We start from the raw sequence: 19,421 nt of genomic DNA, 5'->3' as shown, positions 1-19,421 counted from the left end.
AGCGGAAAAGATTGTGCAATCAGTGCAGGACAGATACATATCCGGGACAGAGAGAAAACGAGGAGGGGGATTCACATGAAGGTTTTAATGGTGGATGACGAAGAACTGACAAGAGAAGGGCTGCGCATGAGCATACCCTGGGAGAGTCTGGGGATTTCACAGATATTCATGGCAGAGGACGGAGAGGAAGGACTTCGTATGGCGCTGGAACTGAAGCCGGATATCATCCTGGCCGATGTGCGCATGCCGAGAATGGATGGGATTACCATGGCATTTGAAATCAGGAAAACATTAAGACAATGCCGTTTTATTTTCATCAGCGGTTATTGTGATAAGGAATACCTGAAGTCAGCTATCCAGCTTTCTGCGGTCAACTATATTGAAAAACCCATTGAGCCGTCAGAGGTCGTCGATGCGCTGAAAAAATCCATTCTCCAGCTGGAGGAGGAAAAACGCAGGCAGGCGATGGAAGAAGAGTACCGCACCCATTTCAGCGGCGTGCTGGAGGAAATACCGGAGGAGGATCTGGTGCCCGTTTCCTGGCAGTCCTCCATGCATATGGCGGATAAAATAGAACATTATATCCAGGATAATTTCCAGGATATCAACCTGTCACTGACACAGCTGGCGGACTATTTTGACCTGACAAAGCAGTATATGTGCTGGCTGTTTAAAAAGGAAAAAAACGAGACGATCAACCAGTGCATCATCCGTACAAGGCTTAAATGGGCCAAAGAATATATGCGCAGGAATCCCTTTGTGAAGATCAAGAATGTGGCGGCAAAGGCAGGCTTTGCGGACAGCAGCTATTTCATAAAAATATATAAAAAGTATGAACAGATGACGCCGGCCGATTACCTGCGGGAATGCAATGAAAACAGTCAGGAACGGGAATAAGGGCGGAGCTATCTATGAAAATAAGAGAAAAATACAATGCATGCAAGCAGCGTTTTAAGAACCTCAGCCTGAAAAAAAAGCTTCTGTTGTTTTATACGGCCCTTTTCCTTCTTCCGCTTCTTTTAATCAGCATTATCATATATGTGGAAGTATCACAGAGCATGACGGAGAAAATACAATTCTCCGCCACACAGGGCTATGAACAGGCCAAATCCTATCTGGAATATAAAATCCTGGAGATGATACAGCGGACGGACGTGGTGGTGACAAACAACAGCCTGCGGAAACAGATAGAAGACAGTGAGCTTTTATCCGATCTTCACAGACAGCTTGCACAGAAGGAATCAATCCGAAGCTACCTGCAGAGTGTGGAAAGCAGCACACAAAGCATAAGGATTAAAATTTATATTTCCGACAAACTGCAGATGCTATTTGACGGTGACTATATCTTTCCGCTGTCAGAAGCGGACGAGGCGCTCTGGTATCAGAAAAAAGGAATGCAGAAGGTATATTTTGCGCCGGGAATCTACCTGGAAAAAGAAAAACAGGACAAATATGTTGCCCTGGTACGCGATATCCCAAAGGAAAATAATTACAGAGAGCGCAGCTGTGTGCTGCGTATGGATATCGGAATAGAGGAACTGGGAAACATTCTGCAAAATGCCACGCCCACAGAGCAGGCGGTTACTTATCTTGTGAACCGGGAGAATATTGTAGTGGCGGTATCGGATCGGCAAAAGCTGGAGGCCCTGGGGCTATCCGGCAGTCTTCCTCCGGATTTTTGTTACAACAGATATGTAGACGAAAGCGAACTGGCGCAAATGAAGCTGAATCAGGAAAATGTTTATTGTATACGCAATAAAATACGCAATACAGACTGGGAAATGATAACGGTCATACCAAAGACAGACATGCTCAGTGGAATTGTGCGCCTTCAGACCATTGTGGCCGGACTCATGATTCTGTTCTGGCTTCTGACCATCGCGGGAGGAACCATGATTATTTCATGGATCGTGAAACGTATTTCTCTGCTGAATGACAGCTTCAATCAGGTAAAAGCCGGAGATACGAAAGTTTATCTGCCGAATGATACGAAGGATGAAATAGGTGTTCTGTATGATAACTATAATGAAATGATGGCTCATACCAATCAGCTTATGGATGAAAAATACCATATGGGCATTCATTTAAAGAGCGCCGAGCTGAAGGCCCTGCAATCCCAGATCAATCCCCATTTCCTGTACAATACTCTGGAGATGGTAAATTGGCTGGCGTATGGAGGACGCGCGGAGGACATTCATACGGCTGTAATTTCATTGTCAAAATATTACCGGCTGATTTTAAACAAGGGCAGGGATACGCTGACGCTTTCAGAGGAGCTTGCTCATGTAGGTTATTATATTAAGATTCAGGATATCCGTTTTCCGGGTAAAATCACTTATAAGAAAGAGGTGGAGGAAGGTATTTTAGCCAGTATCGTGCCTAAAATCATACTGCAGCCGCTGGTTGAAAATGCCATACAGCATGGAATATGGGAAAAGAAAGATAAAAAAGGTGTTATATGTATCCGGGGTTACGAAGAAAACGGCACGGTTTATGTTCAGGTGTCGGATGACGGCGTAGGCATGGATGCACAGACGCTTTCCCATGTGATGGATGGTACGATTGCAAGCTCCGGGAGCAGTTATGGGGTAAAAAATGTTCATGCCCGGCTGCAGCTTATGTTTGGAGAGGTTTACGGGCTTTCCTTTGAAAGCCAAAAAGGGGAAGGGACCTGCGTTACGGTTCGTTTTCCTAAATAACAGCGCAGAGGTAATCCGCTGTAAACAGAGAATCCCGTGAGAGGGTTTTGATGTACGCTCCGGCAGATTGCGCAGAAAAATAAATTATCTTCATATTTTCCTGTTTGATATGAATACATTCGGATTTGTTTTAAGAGGAACTGTTGATACAATAAGTACATGAAACAGATACCGGTATTCAAAAAAAGACAAAAGTAAACAAATAGGAGGTATGGAGTGAAAGCGACGACGATAAAAAAGCAGAGTTTTATGCAAAAGCTCATCCGGTATAAAACTCTGCTTTTCATGTTATTGCCTTCTGCAGCGCTGGTGATAATTTTTTCTTACCTGCCAATCGGCGGACTGGTAATGGCTTTTAAACGGTTCAATTATGCAGATGGAATTTTCGGAAGTCCCTGGGTGGGGTTAGATAATTTCCGCTTCTTCTTTGAATCAGGAAAAGCGTTCACCGTTACCAGAAATACAGCGCTTTACAATTTGGCATTCATTCTGATTAATACGGTTCTGGAAATAGCCTTTGCCATTATCTTAAGCGAAATGGCCGGGAAATGGCTGAAAAAAATAACACAGTCAATAATTTTCCTTCCCTACTTTATCTCCTGGGTTATTGTGGGTTCCATTGCCTACAGCCTTCTGTCATACGAGACAGGGACGCTAAACGGCATACTCAGGGCAATGGGTGTGGATCCGATAAACTTTTACGGGGAAGCAGGCTGGTGGCCATTGATTATTGTGGCATTTTCTGCCTGGAAGGGAGTTGGCTATGGCGTAGTGGTATACCTGGCCTCAATTCTCGGCGTGGACGGTTCCCTGCATGAGGCGGCGGCAATTGATGGAGCAAATATTTTCCAGCGAATCCGTTACATAACCATTCCCAGCATTACACCAACGGTCATTACCCTGACATTACTTGCCCTGGGCAAGATTTTCCGGGGAAACCTGGATCTGTTTTATCAGCTGGTGGGACAGAATGGTACATTGTTTGACAAGACAGACGTTATTGATACCTATGTTTTCCGAATGACCATAGCTGCCACAGATGTGGGGCAGACAGTGGCCATCGGTTTCTACCAGTCGGTACTGTGTTTTATTACAATTATTATCGCCAACTGGATAGTAAAGAAAAAGGATGAAAATTATTCATTATTCTAGGAGGAAACAATTATGAGCAAAACTGTGAAGCCCTCCGTAAGGAGACATATCTCCAGGGATGTTTTTACCTTCAAGGTAGTGGGCTATCCCTTGATATTCCTGTTTGCCCTGGTATGTCTGATACCGTTTCTGATTGTAATTGGCTCCTCACTGACCTCGGAGAACTATATTATACGAAACGGCTATAGTATTATTCCAAAGGAACTGTCACTGGAAAGCTACAAAACGATTTTCCAAAGCCCCATGGCAATACTCAGGGCCTATGGCGTTACCATATTTGTCACCCTGGTTGGTACGGCACTGAGCGTATTTCTGAATACAATGGCAGGTTACGTACTGCAGAGAAAAGATTTTGAATGGAGAAACCGTCTTTCCTTTTTTTACTTTTTCACAACATTGTTCAGCGGCGGGCTTATGCCATGGTACATTTTATGTGTTAAATATCTGGGGCTGAAGGACAGCATCTGGGCCATGATCCTGCCGGGGATTGTCTCGGTATGGAATATCCTGCTGGTGAAAGGCTTTATGGCAGGCATTCCTTTTGAAATGACAGAAGCCGCAAAAATTGACGGCGCGGGAGACTTTTCTATTTTTATGAAGCTGATATGGCCCTTGTCAAAACCGGTGGTTGCCACCATTGGGCTGTTTACGGCGCTGACCTATTGGAATGACTGGTATAATTCAATGCTGTTTATCAATAATGATCATCTCTACAGTCTTCAGTACCAGCTGTATAAGCTGATTAATGATGCAAAGGAACTGCGGAAAATTGCGGCTGAGTCAGGCATGGTGGTAGATACGGTACCCATTGAATCTATGAAAATGGCATTGACCGTCGTGGTAACCGGGCCGATTATCCTGCTTTATCCTTTTGTACAGAGATATTTTATCAAGGGACTTACACTGGGCGCAGTGAAGGGATAAAAAAATAAATAAAGTGGAGGATTTGAAATGAAAAAAGCAAAAAAATTCCTGGCCCTGCTTTTGGCAGGTGCGTGTGTATTGACATCGCTGGCAGGCTGCGGAACACAGAAAACGGAAGGACAGGTTGCTGCCACCGAGGGCGGGACACAGCAGGAAGGAGCCGCAGAGGGCGCAATGACCTACAACGGACAGGATGTATCTGAGCCTGTGGAGCTGGTAATGTATTATATCGGTGACAAAACGGAAGATGAGGGACTGGTGCTTGAAGAAATTAACAAAATTCTGAAAGAGAAGATTAATGCAACTCTTGTTTTAAAAAATATGTCTCTCAGTGATTATTCCACCAAATATGCGCTGACTATTGCAGGGGGAGAGAGCATTGACCTGATTTATACCTCTACATGGGCATTCTATCAGTCAGAGGCAAATAAGGGGGCGTTTGCGGAAGTAACGGATCAGGTGCTCAATGATTACATGCCTTTGCATCTGGAAAATCAGGCTGAGGCTTCCTGGGGACAGGCCAAAATAGGAGGCAAGGTATATTTTGTGCCCTGTAATATGGCGAATGTAAGTGCGGATGCCATCCTGATCCGTGGGGATCTGAGAGAAAAATACGGCATGGATCGGTTGGAAAACCTGAGTGATCTGGAAGAGTATTATACAGCGGTAGCTAATGATCCGGATTCCGGTGTATCATTTGCTTATGATGCATCGCAGAACAATGACAGAAATAAAGCTATTTTCCTTCAGGCTAAAAATGACTGGGTAAGGCTGGAAGGTGCCCTTGTAAACTATATTTCCTATAAATATTCAGAAGATTTTACAGCAGATGATCTGTTATGGATGTATGGGACACAGGAGTATCTTGATTTTGCAAAACAGATGAAAGAATGGGCGGACAAAGGATTCTGGTCCAAGAGCGCAATTGCAAACGCAACGGATGTCAAGGAAGCCTTTATTAACGGAACAAGTGCATCTTTCTCACAGAACCTTGGAACCGTGGGTGCAACGGCATCCGAGGTGGAGCAGAACCATCCGGAATGGAAGCCTGAGGTATGTGATCTGACGCCTGATGCACATCGGTTCCTGGCAGCTTATACGGGTGATGGCGTGGCTGTCCTGGCAAATTCAAGAAATCAGGCCCGTGCTTTTATGGCGCTGGATCTGCTGAAGTTTGATAAAGATTTGTATTATCTGGTGCGTCACGGAATCGAAGGAAAGCATTATGAGGTGGCTTCTGAGGGATTTTGGAAACCCGGCGCAGAAATGAGCAGTAATCCTTATGGCAACGGCTTTTCCTGGGGCTTTAAAAATTCTATGTATGATATGACAAGGGAAGATACCTTTAAGGATCAGTACGAAATCGGTGAAATATGGAAGGAGAAAGCGTTGGAAGGCCCTACCGCAGCATTTTCCTTTGATGACAGCAATGTAAAGAATGAGCTTGCAAATCTTCAGAGCGTTTATACCCAGTATGTGCCGCTGCTGGATTTGGGATTGGTAGATGATGTTGAGAAGACATTGGATGAGTTCAATAAACAGGCGGAAGCCGCCGGACTTCAGAAGATAATGGACGAAGCAAAAACACAGGTGGCAGCGTATCTGGAAAATTTAAAATAAGCAGTCTGAAAAAACAGGCATGTGGGATGTTGGCCGGCGGGAGACTACGCCGGTTTACATCCCTATATTGCTTATCTATGAGGCTGCTTACCGGGGAAAAGGATTATAAAAAAGAAGGAGAATATATATCATGACCTACACAAAGCCCTGGGAACAGGGAGCACTGAAGGTAACGGAAAACGGCAGATATTTCAGCTGCGGGGATACCCCCTTTTTCTGGATGGGAGATACCGCCTGGCTGCTGTTTCACCGGCTGACGGAGGAAGAAACCCGGAATTATCTTAGAAACCGAAAAGAGCTTGGGTACAATATAATCCTTGCGGATTTCCTTCACAGCCCGGAACAGAAAAATTGCGCCGGGGATGCAGCGCTGGTAAACGGTGATTTCAACAGGATTAACAGGGACGGCGGTTTTTGGAAGCATGTGGATTCAGTCATACGAATAGCGGAGGAACTGGGACTTTATATGGGGATCCTGCCTGTCTGGGGAAGCAACATCGTCGCCGGGGGCAGCCTGAATGAAGAGAATCTGGATACCTATATGGATTTTATCCTGGACAGGTATCACGATGCGTCCAATATCGTATGGATTGTGGGCGGCGATGTGAGAGGGGATGTGAATCCCGGCCTGTTTGAAAGAATGGGACAGAGAATGAAGCAGGATAATCCCGGACGCCTGGTAGGATACCATCCCTTTGGCAGGACCAGCTCCTCCCTTTGGTTTCATGAAGCAAAATGGCTGGATTTCAACCTGTTCCAGTCGGGGCACCGCCGGTATGATCAGACGGAGCTTGGCGCATGGGATGACAATGCTGCAGCGGAGGGCTGCTTCGGGGAGGACTGCTGGCGGTATGTGGAACGTGACTATGGGAAAAAACCGGCAAAGCCGGTACTGGACGGAGAACCCTCCTATGAATGGGTGGTGCAGGGGCTGCATGATAAAAAACAGCCCTACTGGAAGGCTGCGGATGTGCGCCGGTACGCTTACTGGAACGTGTTCGCCGGCGCAGCGGGCCATACCTACGGCCATAATTCCATCATGCAGTTTTATGATAATCTGTCGGAGGAAGGGGCTTTCGGCGCCAGGTATCTGTGGTCGGATGCCGTACATCATCCCGGCGGCGCGCAGATGATACATCTGAAGCGGCTGATGCAGTCCGTGGACTTTACCCACGGCAGGCCGGCAGAGGATTATCTGTTGGAAGAACAGGGGGGAAAATACGATTATATCAGCGTATTTGCCGGAGAAGATTTTCTTTTTGCCTATACCTATACCGGCAGGACAATAAGTCTGTCCCTGGAACATTACCAGGGGAAAAAGCTGGGTGCCTACTGGCTGGATCCCGTAACCGGGCTGCAGACCTTTATCTGCGATGTGACAGGAAGAATGCAGATGGAATTCCGGCCGCCCGAAAGAGAGGACGGCACGGACGCCGTACTGGTTATCAGGACATAAAAAGGGAGGGGCAGTCTGCTCCTCCACAGTTCCCCAACGCCTTACTCAGCAGCTGAGAGCCTTTTTTATCTCCATATACTTTTCCTTCCCTATGGGAATCTGGATCCCGTTCAGAAGGGTTGCCTGGTAACGGCAGATTTCACGGACATAATTTCTGTTCACCAGATAGCTTCGGTGAATCAGCAGAAAGGGAGGGCGGTACAGCCTGTGCAGCGTTATGCGGACCGGAAATGCGGATTCCGCCGTGAAGATGTGGCAGATTTTGTTGTCCGATTTAATATAGAGGATTTCTGCAGGAAAGATATAATGTATTTTCCCGTTCAAATCCCTGAGGGACATTTTGGTTTCGGGTTCAGCGGACAGAGGCTGCGCCGGTACGTTTACAATGCTTTTTCCGGCATCTGCCAGACCGCCGTTATTCCTTGCCTGGGGCCTGCTGTGGGACATGTTAGCATGAACCAGAAGAAGCCTTTCCCCGGCCTGCCTCCAGACAAAGGTAAACACTATTTTCGAGGCGGACAGCAACCGGCCGTCCATGTAAGCCGTAATGGAAAAACAGCCGCAGATTACCCACAGACAGCGTTCATGGGAAACAACGGCGTATTCTTCCTGGGATATTGCCTCGCTAACTTCCGGCTCCGGGCTGATCGGGTCCGGGCTGAGCGGCCCCGGGCTTACAGGCCCTGGGCCATTCTGTATAAGTAAGGGATCATAATCCCCAATCTGGACAAAGCTTCCGTCCAGCTGCTTCATAAAGGAATCAGACTGTCTGCTTACCAGCAGACGTATCATATCCTGTGTTTTATCTATGATATCCTGCTCTTTAAATCTCTGGTACCTCATACAATAATTCCTTCCTTATTTCCATATAACGGTCAATGTTATTATAATGCGCTATTCCATATTATGTAAATGCGAAATTTGATTTTTATGCTTATCCGTTCAATGAAAATCCGATTTCGAATAATAATTTCCAATTGCGCTTAAACAACCGTTATCCGGCAAAGATTTCCCGTTCATTCACTTATTATGCACTTTCGAATAAGATAGGGTAAATGGTTATGAACAGGAGGGGAAGAGCTTGGTACAGTTATGTAAATACTGGGGTTTCATCCTGGCTTCCTACGCTGCGTTTATCATATATGGCTTTAAGGCATGCAGATATTCCCGGGAAATTCTTGGCATGCCTGTTTTTACCAGGGGCCGCGGTATCATGGTTCCCGCGGCCGCGTTGGCGGTGCTTTGGATGGTGGTATTTTCCGGCATTCCCATGATTGTTGTTTATATATTCCTGTACAGTCTGCTTTTGCTTTATTTTCTGCTGGCTTTTCAGAACAGCCTTTCGGTTGCGCTGTTTGCCAGCAGTATTTATCTGTTCCATACGGCAGATTTATATATGCTGCTGTTCGGGGTTTTTTCAATGATCTGCAGGATACGGTCCATGGAAAGCTTCCGTGGCAGCTATTTGTATCCTGCGCTGATATTGCTGGTAGCCCTGGCGTCCACCATATCCCTGGAGGTTTTCCGAAGGACCATTTCCCAGGATGCCATACAGAAATTAATCAGCAACAGGAACCAGCTCTATTTTACTACCACATCCCAGCTGCTTATTGATGCATATCTGTTTATTTTAAGCATTGCTTTCGATGGAAACCCGTACACCGGGCTGATGCTTCTTTTTTTCGTGGTCACTTCGGTCCTTTTATTCGGCGCATTTTATACTTCCTTCATCCATGCGGTTAAAATGAGCATTCTGGAGGTGTATGAGACAAAGTCCAGAGAACTGGAACAGCTGCTGGAACAGACCAATCGGGACATTGGCGAGCTGAAAAGCGAAGCCTATACGGATGTGCTGACCAATACGTCAAGCCGCAGGTACGGATTGCTGGCGCTCCAGAGGGCGCTGAAGGAAAAGAAAAAGCTTTGTGTATGCATGATCGATCTGGATGGGCTGAAATATGTAAATGATACTTTGGGGCATCAGGAAGGAGACCGCTATCTCACGGCGGTAGCAAGAGTGCTGCTGGAACTGTTTGAAAGAAAAAATGTGAGCAGGCTGGGAGGAGATGAATTTCTTGTCCTGCTTCCGGACAGAAACGAAGAGGAAGCTGAATTGTTGATGCAGGAGGTTAATAAAAGGCTGGCTCAGTTTTTCCTGTGGCCGGATAAAAAAATCTGTCCCATTGTCAGCTACGGTATTGCCGATGCGCAGAAGCTGCCATTCTGTTCCGTTTCCGACCTTCTCCATGCGGCGGATGAAAAGATGTATGAAATGAAAAAACACCGAAAAAAGGCTGATTAAGGAATGGGGAAAGGACGGGAAAATTCATGGCGGAGCGCAGAGAGGTGTGTTATACTTTTCCATAATAAGAACAGAAGCTGCGAAGAAACAAAACAGCTGCAATAAAGAAAGGAAATACACCTATGAATGAAAAACCCATGAAAACCGCCGTGGTAGGCTGCGGAGCGATCAGCGATATCTATCTCACCAATATGATAAACCGCTTTGATATTCTGGAGGTTGCGGCCTGCTGTGCGAGAAATCCGGAGCATGCCGCCCGGAAAGCGCAGCAGTACGGAATAAAGGCCTCCACCTATGAGGAAATCCTGGCGGACGAGTCCATTGAACTGATTGTTAATCTTACCCCGGCCCCGGCGCACTATGAAATTATCAAAAAGGCTCTTGAGGCAGGAAAACATGTATACACGGAAAAGAGCATGACCGTCAGCCTGGAGGAGGCCGCGGAGCTGGTCAGGCTTTCGGAGGAAAAAGGCCTGTACCTTGGTTCTGCGCCGGATACCTTTCTTGGTTCGTCCTTCCAGACCGCCAGGAAGGCGATTGATGACGGCCTAATCGGGGAAATCACCTCCTGCACCGTGGCGGCTAACCGGGATCTGAATTTCCTGTGCAGCATCAGTTCCTTCCTTCTCATGCCTGGCGGCGGAATCTGTTACGATTACGGCGTATATTACCTGACCGCGCTGGTGAGCATACTGGGAAGCGTCAGGCGGGCCTGCGGCATTGTCCGCAATCCCTATCCGCTGCGTACAAACTGCAATCCGTCCAGTCCTGATTTCGGGAAAGAAATGATTCATAAAAATGAAAGCCAGGTATCCGCAGTGCTGGATTTTGCGGACGGCTTTACCGGCACCTTCCAGTTGAACGGGGACAGCATTATTTTTGACCAGGCGGGAATTACCATCTACGGAACCAGGGGAATTCTCAGGCTTCCCGATCCGAACCAGTTCGGCGGCGAGGTTTTATATCTCCCGGCCTCCTTTGATTTTGCAAATCCTCCCAAACCGCAGAGCCTTCCTGACATATTCGGCTTTTCGGATAATTCCAGAGGAATCGGCCCTGCAGAAATGGCCCATGCCATCCGGGCAGGAAGGCCCTGCCGCGCGGGGAAGGAAATGGCTTATCATGTGCTTGAAATCATTACGGCAATCATGAAGAGCAGCGAAACAGGCTCCTTCTGTGAAATTCATTCCTCCTGTGAACGCCCAAGGCCGTTAAAACCGGAAGCCTTAAACGGCGTCTTCAGCCTGGATTAAACCTTGTCCCAAAAGACATATAGCCGGTAAGCCTCCCGGCAGCTTCGGGCTAAGTTCTGCCCGGAATCGAAATTATGCAAACCGAATCTGAAGTTTTGTCGATATACTTTTTGCCGCATAATTACTATAATAAATGTATGGACTGTCCCGCCCGGCTCAGGCTGCCGGGACGGATATGGAAAAAGGAGGAGAGGTATTATGCAGACAAGGGAAGAATTACTGCAGCACAAAGAGATTGATGAGGGGATGCTGAAGGCCGCGTATGACAAAGCGGCGGAGCTGATCAAAACGGCCACAGCCGAGTTCACGGAAAAATTTCCGCCGTCCGCCAGCGTAAATCATTTTTACCAGCCGGGAAGCAATTATGAGTGGACGCCGGGCTTCTGGACCGGCGAGGTGTGGCTGGCTTATGAAAAGACAGGCGATGAAGCTTTGAAGAAAACCGCAGAGATTGAGGTGCAGGATTTTTACAGGAGAATAAAGGAAAAGGACGGCGTAAACCATCACGATATGGGCTTTTTATACTGTCCCTCCTGTGTGGCTGCTTACAAGCTTACCGGAAATGAGACTGGAAAGGAAGCGGCGATCATGGCTGCCGACAATCTTATGACCCGCTTTCACGAAAAAGGCCAGTTCTTCCAGGCATGGGGGACGCTGGGAGACGAGAACAATTACCGTCTGATCATTGACTGCCTGCTGAACATGCCGCTTCTGTTCTGGGCCGGAGAGGTGACCGGAAACGGAGAATATGCAAAAAAAGCGGAAGCACATATCAAGACTGCAATGAAGAATATCATCAGAGAGGATCATTCCACATATCATACCTTTTTCTTTGATGTGAATACGGGTGAACCGAAAAAGGGAGTTACCCATCAGGGCTACCGCGACGGCTCCGCCTGGGCCAGAGGACAGGCCTGGGGCATCTACGGTTCCGCGCTTGCCTACAAATTCCTGCGGGATGATGAATATGCCGATATTTTCTGCAAGGTAACAGATTATTTCCTGGAGCATCTGCCCAAGGACATGGTCCCTTATTGGGATTTTGACTTCTGCGACGGCAGCGAGGAGCCCAGGGATTCCTCTGCGGCGGCGATTGCGGCCTGCGGCATGCTGGAAATGAGCAAATACCTGCCGGAAGAAAAGGCGGCTTACTATACGGGAATGGCCAGACGGCTTCTATATGCGCTGGTAATGGACTGTGCGGTTACCGATCCTGCACAGTCCAACGGGCTGCTGTTTCACGGAACCTATGCAAAAAGCTCTCCCTACAACACCTGCCCCAACAACGGCGTGGATGAATGTGTGATCTGGGGCGACTATTTTTACATGGAAGCGCTTACCAGGCTTTCCCGCGACTGGGAACCTTACTGGTATTGATTGCGTACTGCGGGGACAGAAAGGACAACGGGCTGAAGGCGGCGCGCTTTCGGCCTCCCGAATCGGACGGCAGCCATTAGCTGCCTGCCCGCGCAAACGGGCGGATAGGAGCGGAAAAAATGATATTGGATCAATATTTTGACAGACCGGATTCCTGCTATTTTGTGCCGGATCCGGGAAAACTGGCGGCTTACTGCCGGGAAAACTGGGAAGAGGATGTAAACCATATCCTGCGCATTGCGGACGAGGTATGTGAAAACACCTTCCTCTTTGACTTAAGCTGGGATATGGAGCGGACCTATGAGCCTGTGACCTTTCCGGAGGATATCGACTGGAGCTTCACACCTTCGGGAGATCCGGAATTTGTCTGGCAGTTTAACCGCCACAGATATTTCATCTGTCTGGGACAGGCCTGGAGGCTGACCGGGGATGAAAAATACGTAAAGGGCTTTCTGCGGCTGATAAATGACTGGATGGACCGGGTGCCCCTGAATGAAAAGACCGGAACCGGACCCTGGCGCATGCTGGAAACCGGGCTGCGGGGAGAGACGTGGACGAAGGCCATCCGCTATTTTAAGGACAGCAGCCTGATAACGGAGGATTTTCTGGAACGTTTTGCAGCCTGCCTGCGCCTCCATGCACAAAGGCTTGTGGAAAAGGGCGGGGATGCCAGACTGCAGAGCAACTGGTGTGTCCTGGAGAACAGCGGCCTGTTTGAAATTGCCATGGGGCTGCCTCAAACGGAGGAAACCGGACGCTGGGCGGCTCTGGCGCTTAAGCGTATCCGGGAGTCAGTTAAGGTGCAGGTTTATGAAGACGGCAGCCAGTGGGAGCAGTCGCCCATGTACCACAACGAAGTATATCACTGCCTTTGCTGCGTGATTTACCTGGCAAAAGCCAACGGCATACGGCTGGATCCGGCCATGGAGGATGCGGTGCACCGCATGGCGCTGGCCAATGTCATATGGAAAAAGCCGGATGGCTGCCAGTTTACCCAGGGAGATTCCGACGATACGGATTTGAGGGACAAGATCACCATGGGCGCATGGCTTTTCAAGGACCCGGTTTTGAAATATTCAGGCTTCCCGCGGCTGGATTATGAAAGCGCATGGGATTTCGGGTACGGAGCCGTCGCCGGCTATGACACCCTTGCCTGCCTGCCGCCTGATTTTACTTCGGCGGCCCTTAAGGACAGCGGGAATTATTATCTTCGTGAAAGCTGGGAAAAGGATGCCAATCTGCTTCATTTTACCTGCGGGGCCATGAGTACGGGCCACTGCCATGGGGACAAGCTGCATGTGGATCTGGTGATAAACGGCGAGGATGTCCTGGTGGACGGCGGCAGATCTACCTATATGAATGTGCCCATCCGTTTCACCCTGAAGGACAATCCGGGGCACAATACAACAACGGTGGATGGAAAATCCTTCACGACTTTTGCGGATTCCTGGGAGACGGAGAAGCTGTCTCTTCCTGTGAACAGAAGCTTTCGTTTCGGAAAAACAGCTGATTTTGTGCAGGGCGGCCACCTGGGCTACATATCGGAGGGAATTTTCGTAAACCGCCGCGTTATCTGGATAAAACCGGACATATACCTGATTAACGATCAGTTTTACGCAGCGGGAGAGCATGAATACAGGCAGTTTTTCCATTTTGCGCCGGAAGGAAGGCTTCAGACAGACGGCAGCATGGCGGCCTTCCGTGGGAAAAAGAACGCAGCATATTTCCGTTTCCTTACGGAAGGGACTGTGTTGGAACAGGGGACGGGCATTACCTCCCGGCACTATAACCAATGGGAAGAAAACAGCTGCCTGACGGCCAGACTGAAAAAAGAAGGCTTTGCCAGCATGATTACGGTCATAAACGGCGGAGACGCCCTGACGGAACCTGCCAGGGCAGAGCTTCTGGAGGTCCGCAGCCATACCCGCCAGGTGAAGCTTGCGGATGATGAAGCGCAGGCGGTAAAAATTACGGCGGGAGACAGAAGTTATGTGGTGATTCTGTGTCATAATGAGGTTTTCCATGGTTCGGATGCCGTCATTGCAGATAACTGCTTTGGCGCCGGAAATGTGTGTGTGTTCGATGTAACCGGCGTAAAAGAGGGAGAACGGGTTTACGGAGGAGAAGTACTTCATGTCTGAAAATGAGACATGGGGCATGGAAGATAAAAAAGGGGCTTGCATAAGCCTCTTTTTTATGGGCGGGAATAAAAAACGACTTACATGGCCGGATGTCCGCAGCAGTTCAGCCCCGTCCGGGCTGTTATCCGGCCTGGACAACGGTATGGAAAATAATTACATTTTTACTGTTTTCAGTAAGAGTTTTGTGATAAAATCAATTATATATCATCAGAATGCCATTGCGGTAAAAAAATCCAAGGCGTGTGGAAGGAAGTAAGCGAAATGAAAAAGAACGGAAAAGCTTACCGGCAGCTTTATTTATCATATGCATTCATCTTTTTAATTCCGATTACTATGGGGATCCTGTTCTATTTTTATGCATATCGTGTAGCAAAGGATCAGGCGGATGCCTCTAACCGAAGCCTTATCCAGACAGTAAAGAATACCTGTGACAGGGAGCTGGGCTATTATGAAAATGCGTTGATCCAGCTGGCCCTGAATAAAAATGTGCAGCAGCTGTCCGCCGTGCGCGGGGAGTTCCGTTCTGATAATTCCTACCAGCTCTACCAGCTGCAGAACGAGCTTTCGGATCTGCAGGTCTCAATCAATAAAAACGGAAGCTTCTGCAAGGATATCATGGTTTACTTTAAGAACAGCGATAAGGTGGTTTCTTCCTTCGGCAATATGGATTTTTCCATGTACTGTGAGCTGTACTGTTTTGATGAGGGAGAGACTGCGGCCCGGGACAGGCTGAAAACCCACCTGTCCGAGTACCATTTCCGTGATTCCATCCGGATGGACAGTAAATGGACAGGGGGAAGGCCTGCCCTGCTTCTGACTATGACGAACCTGAAGGGAGACTTTGGGGAATCCTCCGCCATGATAGGAATGTGGCTGGATATGGAAGCTCTCAACAGCAGCATTGAGCTGGCGGCCTGGGAGTCCGGGCTGGACTGGATGATCATCAACCGGGAAGGCCAGATTATGAACAGGCCGGAGGAATACAGCGATATTGCGATCAGCTATGATAATCTGGAACAGGGTGGGGACCAGAAAACGGAATGGAAGGGCGAGACTTATATCATAAGAACTGTTTTTTCCGATGTATTTGACTGGAAATATGTCCTTCTGATGCCGGAGAAGCTGATCAGCGGTTCGGCGAGCAAAATGAAAAATATTTTTGTCGTGGGTATTTTTGTCTGCCTGCTTACCGGCTTCTGGGCGGCATCCCGTATGATGAAAATCAATTATAACCCTCTGAAGGTGCTTCTTGAGGTATTCAGGAAGCATGATGAGGAGGAAGGCGCATATGTTGATAATGAATATCTGTATCTGAAGGAAAAAGCGATGCTGCTTCTGGAGGAACGCTCAGATTTCAAACAGCTGGTGAGCAGGAGCCAGGAGGTGGTGAAGCAGTATTACCTGACGGATCTGCTGATCAATGCCTATGATGAAAGCGGGGACACGCCGGACCGCGAGCTTATCTGCAGGCAATTCAGGGAGGGAAGGAACCTGGTCCTGCTGTTCCTGGTAAAGGATGCGCCGAACCGGGGAGACAGCCAGGAGGAATACATACAGAAAAACAGCCTGCGTAAATTTATCATAGGCAATGTTTTCGGGGAAGGGCTGTCGGAAAGCTTCCGGCTGGAAAAGGTGGAGCTGGGAGATATGGTAGCCATGATTTTAAGCCTGGGGAAAGAAGATACGGCCTATGAGGAGCGCCTGGCGGAAATTGTAGATGCCATGCAGAAGTTTATTTATGACAATTTTAATTTCCGCGTGGCCGTCCTGGCGGGAGAACCCCACAATGGGCTGGAAGGGGTGCATCTGTCCTGGCTGGAGGCAAAGGAAGCGGAGGAATTCGTGTCCGTGCTGGATCCAGACTTCATCAGCTACCGGGAAATCCGCAATAGCTCCCATAAAAAGTACGATTATCCCACCGAGCAGGAGGAACGCATCATCTCGGCGGTGAAAAACCACAACAGCCAGCTTGCCGTATCCTATATAAATAAAATACTGGATGTGAATTTCCTGGAAATCAAAGCATCCCCTGAAATGTTCAAATACCTTTTATATGATTTAATCGGTACTCTGATGAAGGCCGCCCAGGAGGTAGGAGAGCCTTCCGATAAGGAGCTTGGCCTGAATGAAATATCCATCAAGCTTCCGCTGGATAAAATCAAGGACAAATTTTCCGCAGCAGTGGAAGAATTATGCCGTACCCCTGAAATACAGGGCAGCGGATACAGCCAGAACCAGCAGCTGTGCCAGAAAATACAGGAATATATCCAGGAAAATTTCAGCAATCCCGACCTGAATATATCCCAGACAGGGCTGTATTTCCATATGACGCCCGCCTATTTGTCTTCAATTTACAAAAAATGCACAGGGGACAGCCTTTTGAAGTTTATCAATCAGACCCGTATTGATGAAGCGGAGAGGCTTCTGGCGGAAGGAATCAGCGTTGTGGAGGCGGCGGAGCGGGTTGGTTTCCGCGACAGCTCCACTTTTATCAGGACTTTCAAGAAATTTACAGGCGCCACGCCCGGACAGCTGAAAAGCGGCAGGTAGTTTTTTCTGAAAAAGCAGATAGATTTGATAAATCATCAATAAAGGTTGATAAGATCATTCGATTTTGTCAACCTTTTTTATGTTTTGTCTATATAAAATGTATAGAGACATATGTAAAATGAACAAAAAGACATGCAAGATGCATAAATAGCATAAAGGCCATGTTCTTTCGAAAATTAAGATAGCAAATATCTTAAAAACATTATGAAGGAGGAAGTTTTATGAGAAGAAATCTGAAAAAGCCGGTAGCATTACTGACAGCGGCACTGACGGCGGCATCCCTGCTGGCAGGCTGCGGCAGCTCCGCAGGGGAGAGCACCGATGCAGGAGCACAGGTGAAAGAAACCTCTAATGCAAATGAAGCTGCGGAAACAACAGCAGGAGGTTCGGATGCAGAAGAGGCGGCTGCGCCTGCAGAGGTTACATATCCCCTTGCTGAGGGAGGAACCCTTACCTACTGGCTTCAGCTCAATCCTAACGTATCCGCTAACTTTACTAATTTAGGAGAAACAGAACTGGGCAAGGCATGGCAGGAGCAGACCGGTGTTACGGTAGAATTCCAGCATCCAGCGTCCGGACAGGAAAAAGAACAGTTCAACCTGATTGTTGCAGACGGAAGCCTTCCTGATATTATGGAATGGCAGTGGGTGAAGCAGTATCCTGGCGGACCGGAAAAGGCAATCAAGGACGGCGTAATTATTCCTTTGAACGATATCTTTGACCAGTACTGCCCGAACATTAAAAAGTATCTGGCAGAAAATCCTGAGGTTGACAAGATGATCAAGACGGATGACGGAAATTACTTTGCATTCCCTTTCATCCGCGGCGAGGATAAGCTCTGCTATACTGTAGGCGGCTTTATCCGTCAGGATTGGCTGGATGAGCTTGGCCTGGAGGTTCCCACCACCGTTGACGAGTGGCATGAAGTCCTGACCGCATTCAAAGAGAAAAAAGGTGCGGAAGCTCCTCTTTGCTTTGACTGGACAAACTTCAAGGATTCCAACCCCATTGCATTTGCATTTAAGGTTGGTACCGCAAACGGCACACAGTTCATTCTGGACGATGAAGGCAAGGTTGCCTTTGCTCCCGCTCAGGAGGGCTACAAGGAATATCTGATGACACTGAACCAGTGGTATGAAGAAGGCCTGATCGACAGGGATATCGCAACCCTGAACGGTGATCAGGTAACTGCGAAGATGACAAGTGACAAGGCCGGCGCATCCGTAGGCTGGGCAGCAAGCCGTATGCAGCTGTTCATGACCAGCGCACAGCAGACCAATCCTGAATACACCCTGGTTGCAACCCCCACCCCTACCACGGAAAAGGGAGCAACACCGGAATATGGCTATGTGGAAAATCAGTTCCCTGATGTTGCCGCTGCAATTACCTCCAGCTGCAAGAACGTGGAACTGGCTGCAAAATTCCTGGATTACGGTTATTCCGAAGCAGGCCATAACCTGTTCAACTTCGGTATCGAAGGCGTTTCCTATGAAATGAAGGACGGCAAGGCAGAATATACGGACGTTGTTACCAACAACCCGGACGGCTGGCCGCTTGCACAGTCCCTGGCAAAATACATCCGCGCCAACTACAACGGACCTTTCATTCAGGATCTGAATTACCTTGAGCAGTACCTGCAGCTTCCTACCGTAAAGGAATGCCCCAGCGTATGGGCTGTTCCGGATGCAAGAAAGCACACCGTTCCCAACATCACTCCCACACAGGATGAATCCAAGGAGCTGGCTACCATTACCAACGAACTGGGAACCTATGTTGCTGAAATGTCCTTAAAGTTCATCTTCGGTACGGAAAGCTTCGACAACTGGGATAACTACATTGAAACATTGAACGGCATGAAGCTCGACAGAGCGCTTGAAATCGAAAATGCGGCTCTGGAACGCTACAATGCAAGATAATCTGAAGCAAGAAAACGCCGGTTGATTCCGG

General features: G+C 48.2%; 13 protein-coding genes. 12 read left to right on the top strand and 1 reads right to left on the bottom strand.

The window, feature by feature from the left end; translation table 11 throughout:
* The first annotated feature begins 75 nt into the window (after positions 1 to 75).
* From HMPREF1548_RS21525 to HMPREF1548_RS21500, 6 genes are all read left to right on the top strand, one after another.
* Positions 76 to 897 carry a response regulator transcription factor gene (locus HMPREF1548_RS21525; RefSeq protein WP_021638702.1) on the top strand — a complete coding sequence of 274 codons (822 nt, stop codon included), beginning with the start codon at positions 76 to 78 and terminating at the stop codon, positions 895 to 897.
* 14 nt (positions 898 to 911) lie between these two features.
* On the top strand, positions 912 to 2,699 hold the full coding sequence (locus tag HMPREF1548_RS21520; protein ID WP_021638701.1) for a cache domain-containing sensor histidine kinase: 1,788 nt from the start codon (positions 912 to 914) through the stop codon (positions 2,697 to 2,699).
* A gap of 216 nt (positions 2,700 to 2,915) precedes the next feature.
* Entirely contained in the window at positions 2,916 to 3,851 is a 936-nt protein-coding gene (locus HMPREF1548_RS21515) for an ABC transporter permease (RefSeq protein WP_021638699.1), read from the top strand.
* Positions 3,852 to 3,863: 12 nt separating this feature from the next.
* Entirely contained in the window at positions 3,864 to 4,775 is a 912-nt protein-coding gene (locus HMPREF1548_RS21510) for a carbohydrate ABC transporter permease (protein ID WP_021638698.1), read from the top strand.
* 27 nt (positions 4,776 to 4,802) lie between these two features.
* Entirely contained in the window at positions 4,803 to 6,395 is a 1,593-nt protein-coding gene (locus tag HMPREF1548_RS21505; protein WP_021638697.1) for an ABC transporter substrate-binding protein, read from the top strand.
* A 130-nt stretch (positions 6,396 to 6,525) separates the two neighbouring features.
* Positions 6,526 to 7,851, top strand: coding sequence for a glycoside hydrolase family 140 protein (locus HMPREF1548_RS21500; protein WP_021638696.1), 1,326 nt, complete (start codon positions 6,526 to 6,528; stop codon positions 7,849 to 7,851).
* Between the two features lie 45 nt (positions 7,852 to 7,896).
* Here the strand turns inward: HMPREF1548_RS21500 and HMPREF1548_RS21495 are convergent, their stop codons facing one another.
* Positions 7,897 to 8,694, bottom strand: coding sequence for a LytR/AlgR family response regulator transcription factor (locus HMPREF1548_RS21495; protein WP_021638695.1), 798 nt, complete (start codon positions 8,692 to 8,694; stop codon positions 7,897 to 7,899).
* A 238-nt stretch (positions 8,695 to 8,932) separates the two neighbouring features.
* On the opposite strand from HMPREF1548_RS21495, the gene HMPREF1548_RS21490 reads away from it, so the two are divergent.
* The 6 genes from HMPREF1548_RS21490 to HMPREF1548_RS21460 all read left to right on the top strand — a co-directional run bounded on the left by HMPREF1548_RS21490 (position 8,933) and on the right by HMPREF1548_RS21460 (position 19,390).
* Positions 8,933 to 10,153, top strand: a complete 1,221-nt coding sequence (locus HMPREF1548_RS21490; RefSeq protein ID WP_035323317.1) for a GGDEF domain-containing protein — start codon at positions 8,933 to 8,935, stop codon at positions 10,151 to 10,153.
* 122 nt (positions 10,154 to 10,275) lie between these two features.
* Positions 10,276 to 11,406 (top strand): Gfo/Idh/MocA family protein, encoded by a 1,131-nt coding sequence (locus HMPREF1548_RS21485; protein WP_021638693.1) that lies wholly within the window; start codon positions 10,276 to 10,278, stop codon positions 11,404 to 11,406.
* Between the two features lie 198 nt (positions 11,407 to 11,604).
* On the top strand, positions 11,605 to 12,783 hold the full coding sequence (locus HMPREF1548_RS21480) for a glycoside hydrolase family 88 protein (RefSeq protein WP_021638691.1): 1,179 nt from the start codon (positions 11,605 to 11,607) through the stop codon (positions 12,781 to 12,783).
* Positions 12,784 to 12,902: 119 nt separating this feature from the next.
* Positions 12,903 to 14,924: an alginate lyase family protein gene (locus tag HMPREF1548_RS21475; protein WP_021638689.1), complete on the top strand. Its 2,022-nt coding sequence runs from the start codon at positions 12,903 to 12,905 to the stop codon at positions 14,922 to 14,924.
* A gap of 261 nt (positions 14,925 to 15,185) precedes the next feature.
* On the top strand, positions 15,186 to 17,474 hold the full coding sequence (locus HMPREF1548_RS21465) for a helix-turn-helix domain-containing protein (RefSeq protein ID WP_035323315.1): 2,289 nt from the start codon (positions 15,186 to 15,188) through the stop codon (positions 17,472 to 17,474).
* A 221-nt stretch (positions 17,475 to 17,695) separates the two neighbouring features.
* On the top strand, positions 17,696 to 19,390 hold the full coding sequence (locus tag HMPREF1548_RS21460) for an extracellular solute-binding protein (RefSeq protein ID WP_021638686.1): 1,695 nt from the start codon (positions 17,696 to 17,698) through the stop codon (positions 19,388 to 19,390).
* The last annotated feature ends 31 nt before the right edge of the window (positions 19,391 to 19,421 follow it).

The sequence above is a fragment of the Clostridium sp. KLE 1755 genome (genome assembly GCF_000466465.2).
GTDB lineage: Bacteria > Bacillota > Clostridia > Lachnospirales > Lachnospiraceae > Eisenbergiella > Eisenbergiella porci.
The sequence above is the reverse complement of the archived record's forward strand: the minus strand, read 5'-3'. Positions and strand labels throughout refer to the sequence as shown.

What these genes read in the sequence shown, in the direction of transcription:
- HMPREF1548_RS21525 (WP_021638702.1), top strand. Translation starts at nt 76, where the DNA reads ATGAAGGTTTTAATGGTGGATGACGAAGAACTGACAAGAGAAGGGCTG.
- HMPREF1548_RS21520 (WP_021638701.1), top strand. Translation starts at nt 912, where the DNA reads ATGAAAATAAGAGAAAAATACAATGCATGCAAGCAGCGTTTTAAGAAC.
- HMPREF1548_RS21510 (WP_021638698.1), top strand. Translation starts at nt 3,864, where the DNA reads ATGAGCAAAACTGTGAAGCCCTCCGTAAGGAGACATATCTCCAGGGAT.
- HMPREF1548_RS21505 (WP_021638697.1), top strand. Translation starts at nt 4,803, where the DNA reads ATGAAAAAAGCAAAAAAATTCCTGGCCCTGCTTTTGGCAGGTGCGTGT.
- HMPREF1548_RS21500 (WP_021638696.1), top strand. Translation starts at nt 6,526, where the DNA reads ATGACCTACACAAAGCCCTGGGAACAGGGAGCACTGAAGGTAACGGAA.
- HMPREF1548_RS21495 (WP_021638695.1), bottom strand. Translation starts at nt 8,694, where the DNA reads ATGAGGTACCAGAGATTTAAAGAGCAGGATATCATAGATAAAACACAG.
- HMPREF1548_RS21485 (WP_021638693.1), top strand. Translation starts at nt 10,276, where the DNA reads ATGAATGAAAAACCCATGAAAACCGCCGTGGTAGGCTGCGGAGCGATC.
- HMPREF1548_RS21480 (WP_021638691.1), top strand. Translation starts at nt 11,605, where the DNA reads ATGCAGACAAGGGAAGAATTACTGCAGCACAAAGAGATTGATGAGGGG.
- HMPREF1548_RS21475 (WP_021638689.1), top strand. Translation starts at nt 12,903, where the DNA reads ATGATATTGGATCAATATTTTGACAGACCGGATTCCTGCTATTTTGTG.
- HMPREF1548_RS21465 (WP_035323315.1), top strand. Translation starts at nt 15,186, where the DNA reads ATGAAAAAGAACGGAAAAGCTTACCGGCAGCTTTATTTATCATATGCA.
- HMPREF1548_RS21460 (WP_021638686.1), top strand. Translation starts at nt 17,696, where the DNA reads ATGAGAAGAAATCTGAAAAAGCCGGTAGCATTACTGACAGCGGCACTG.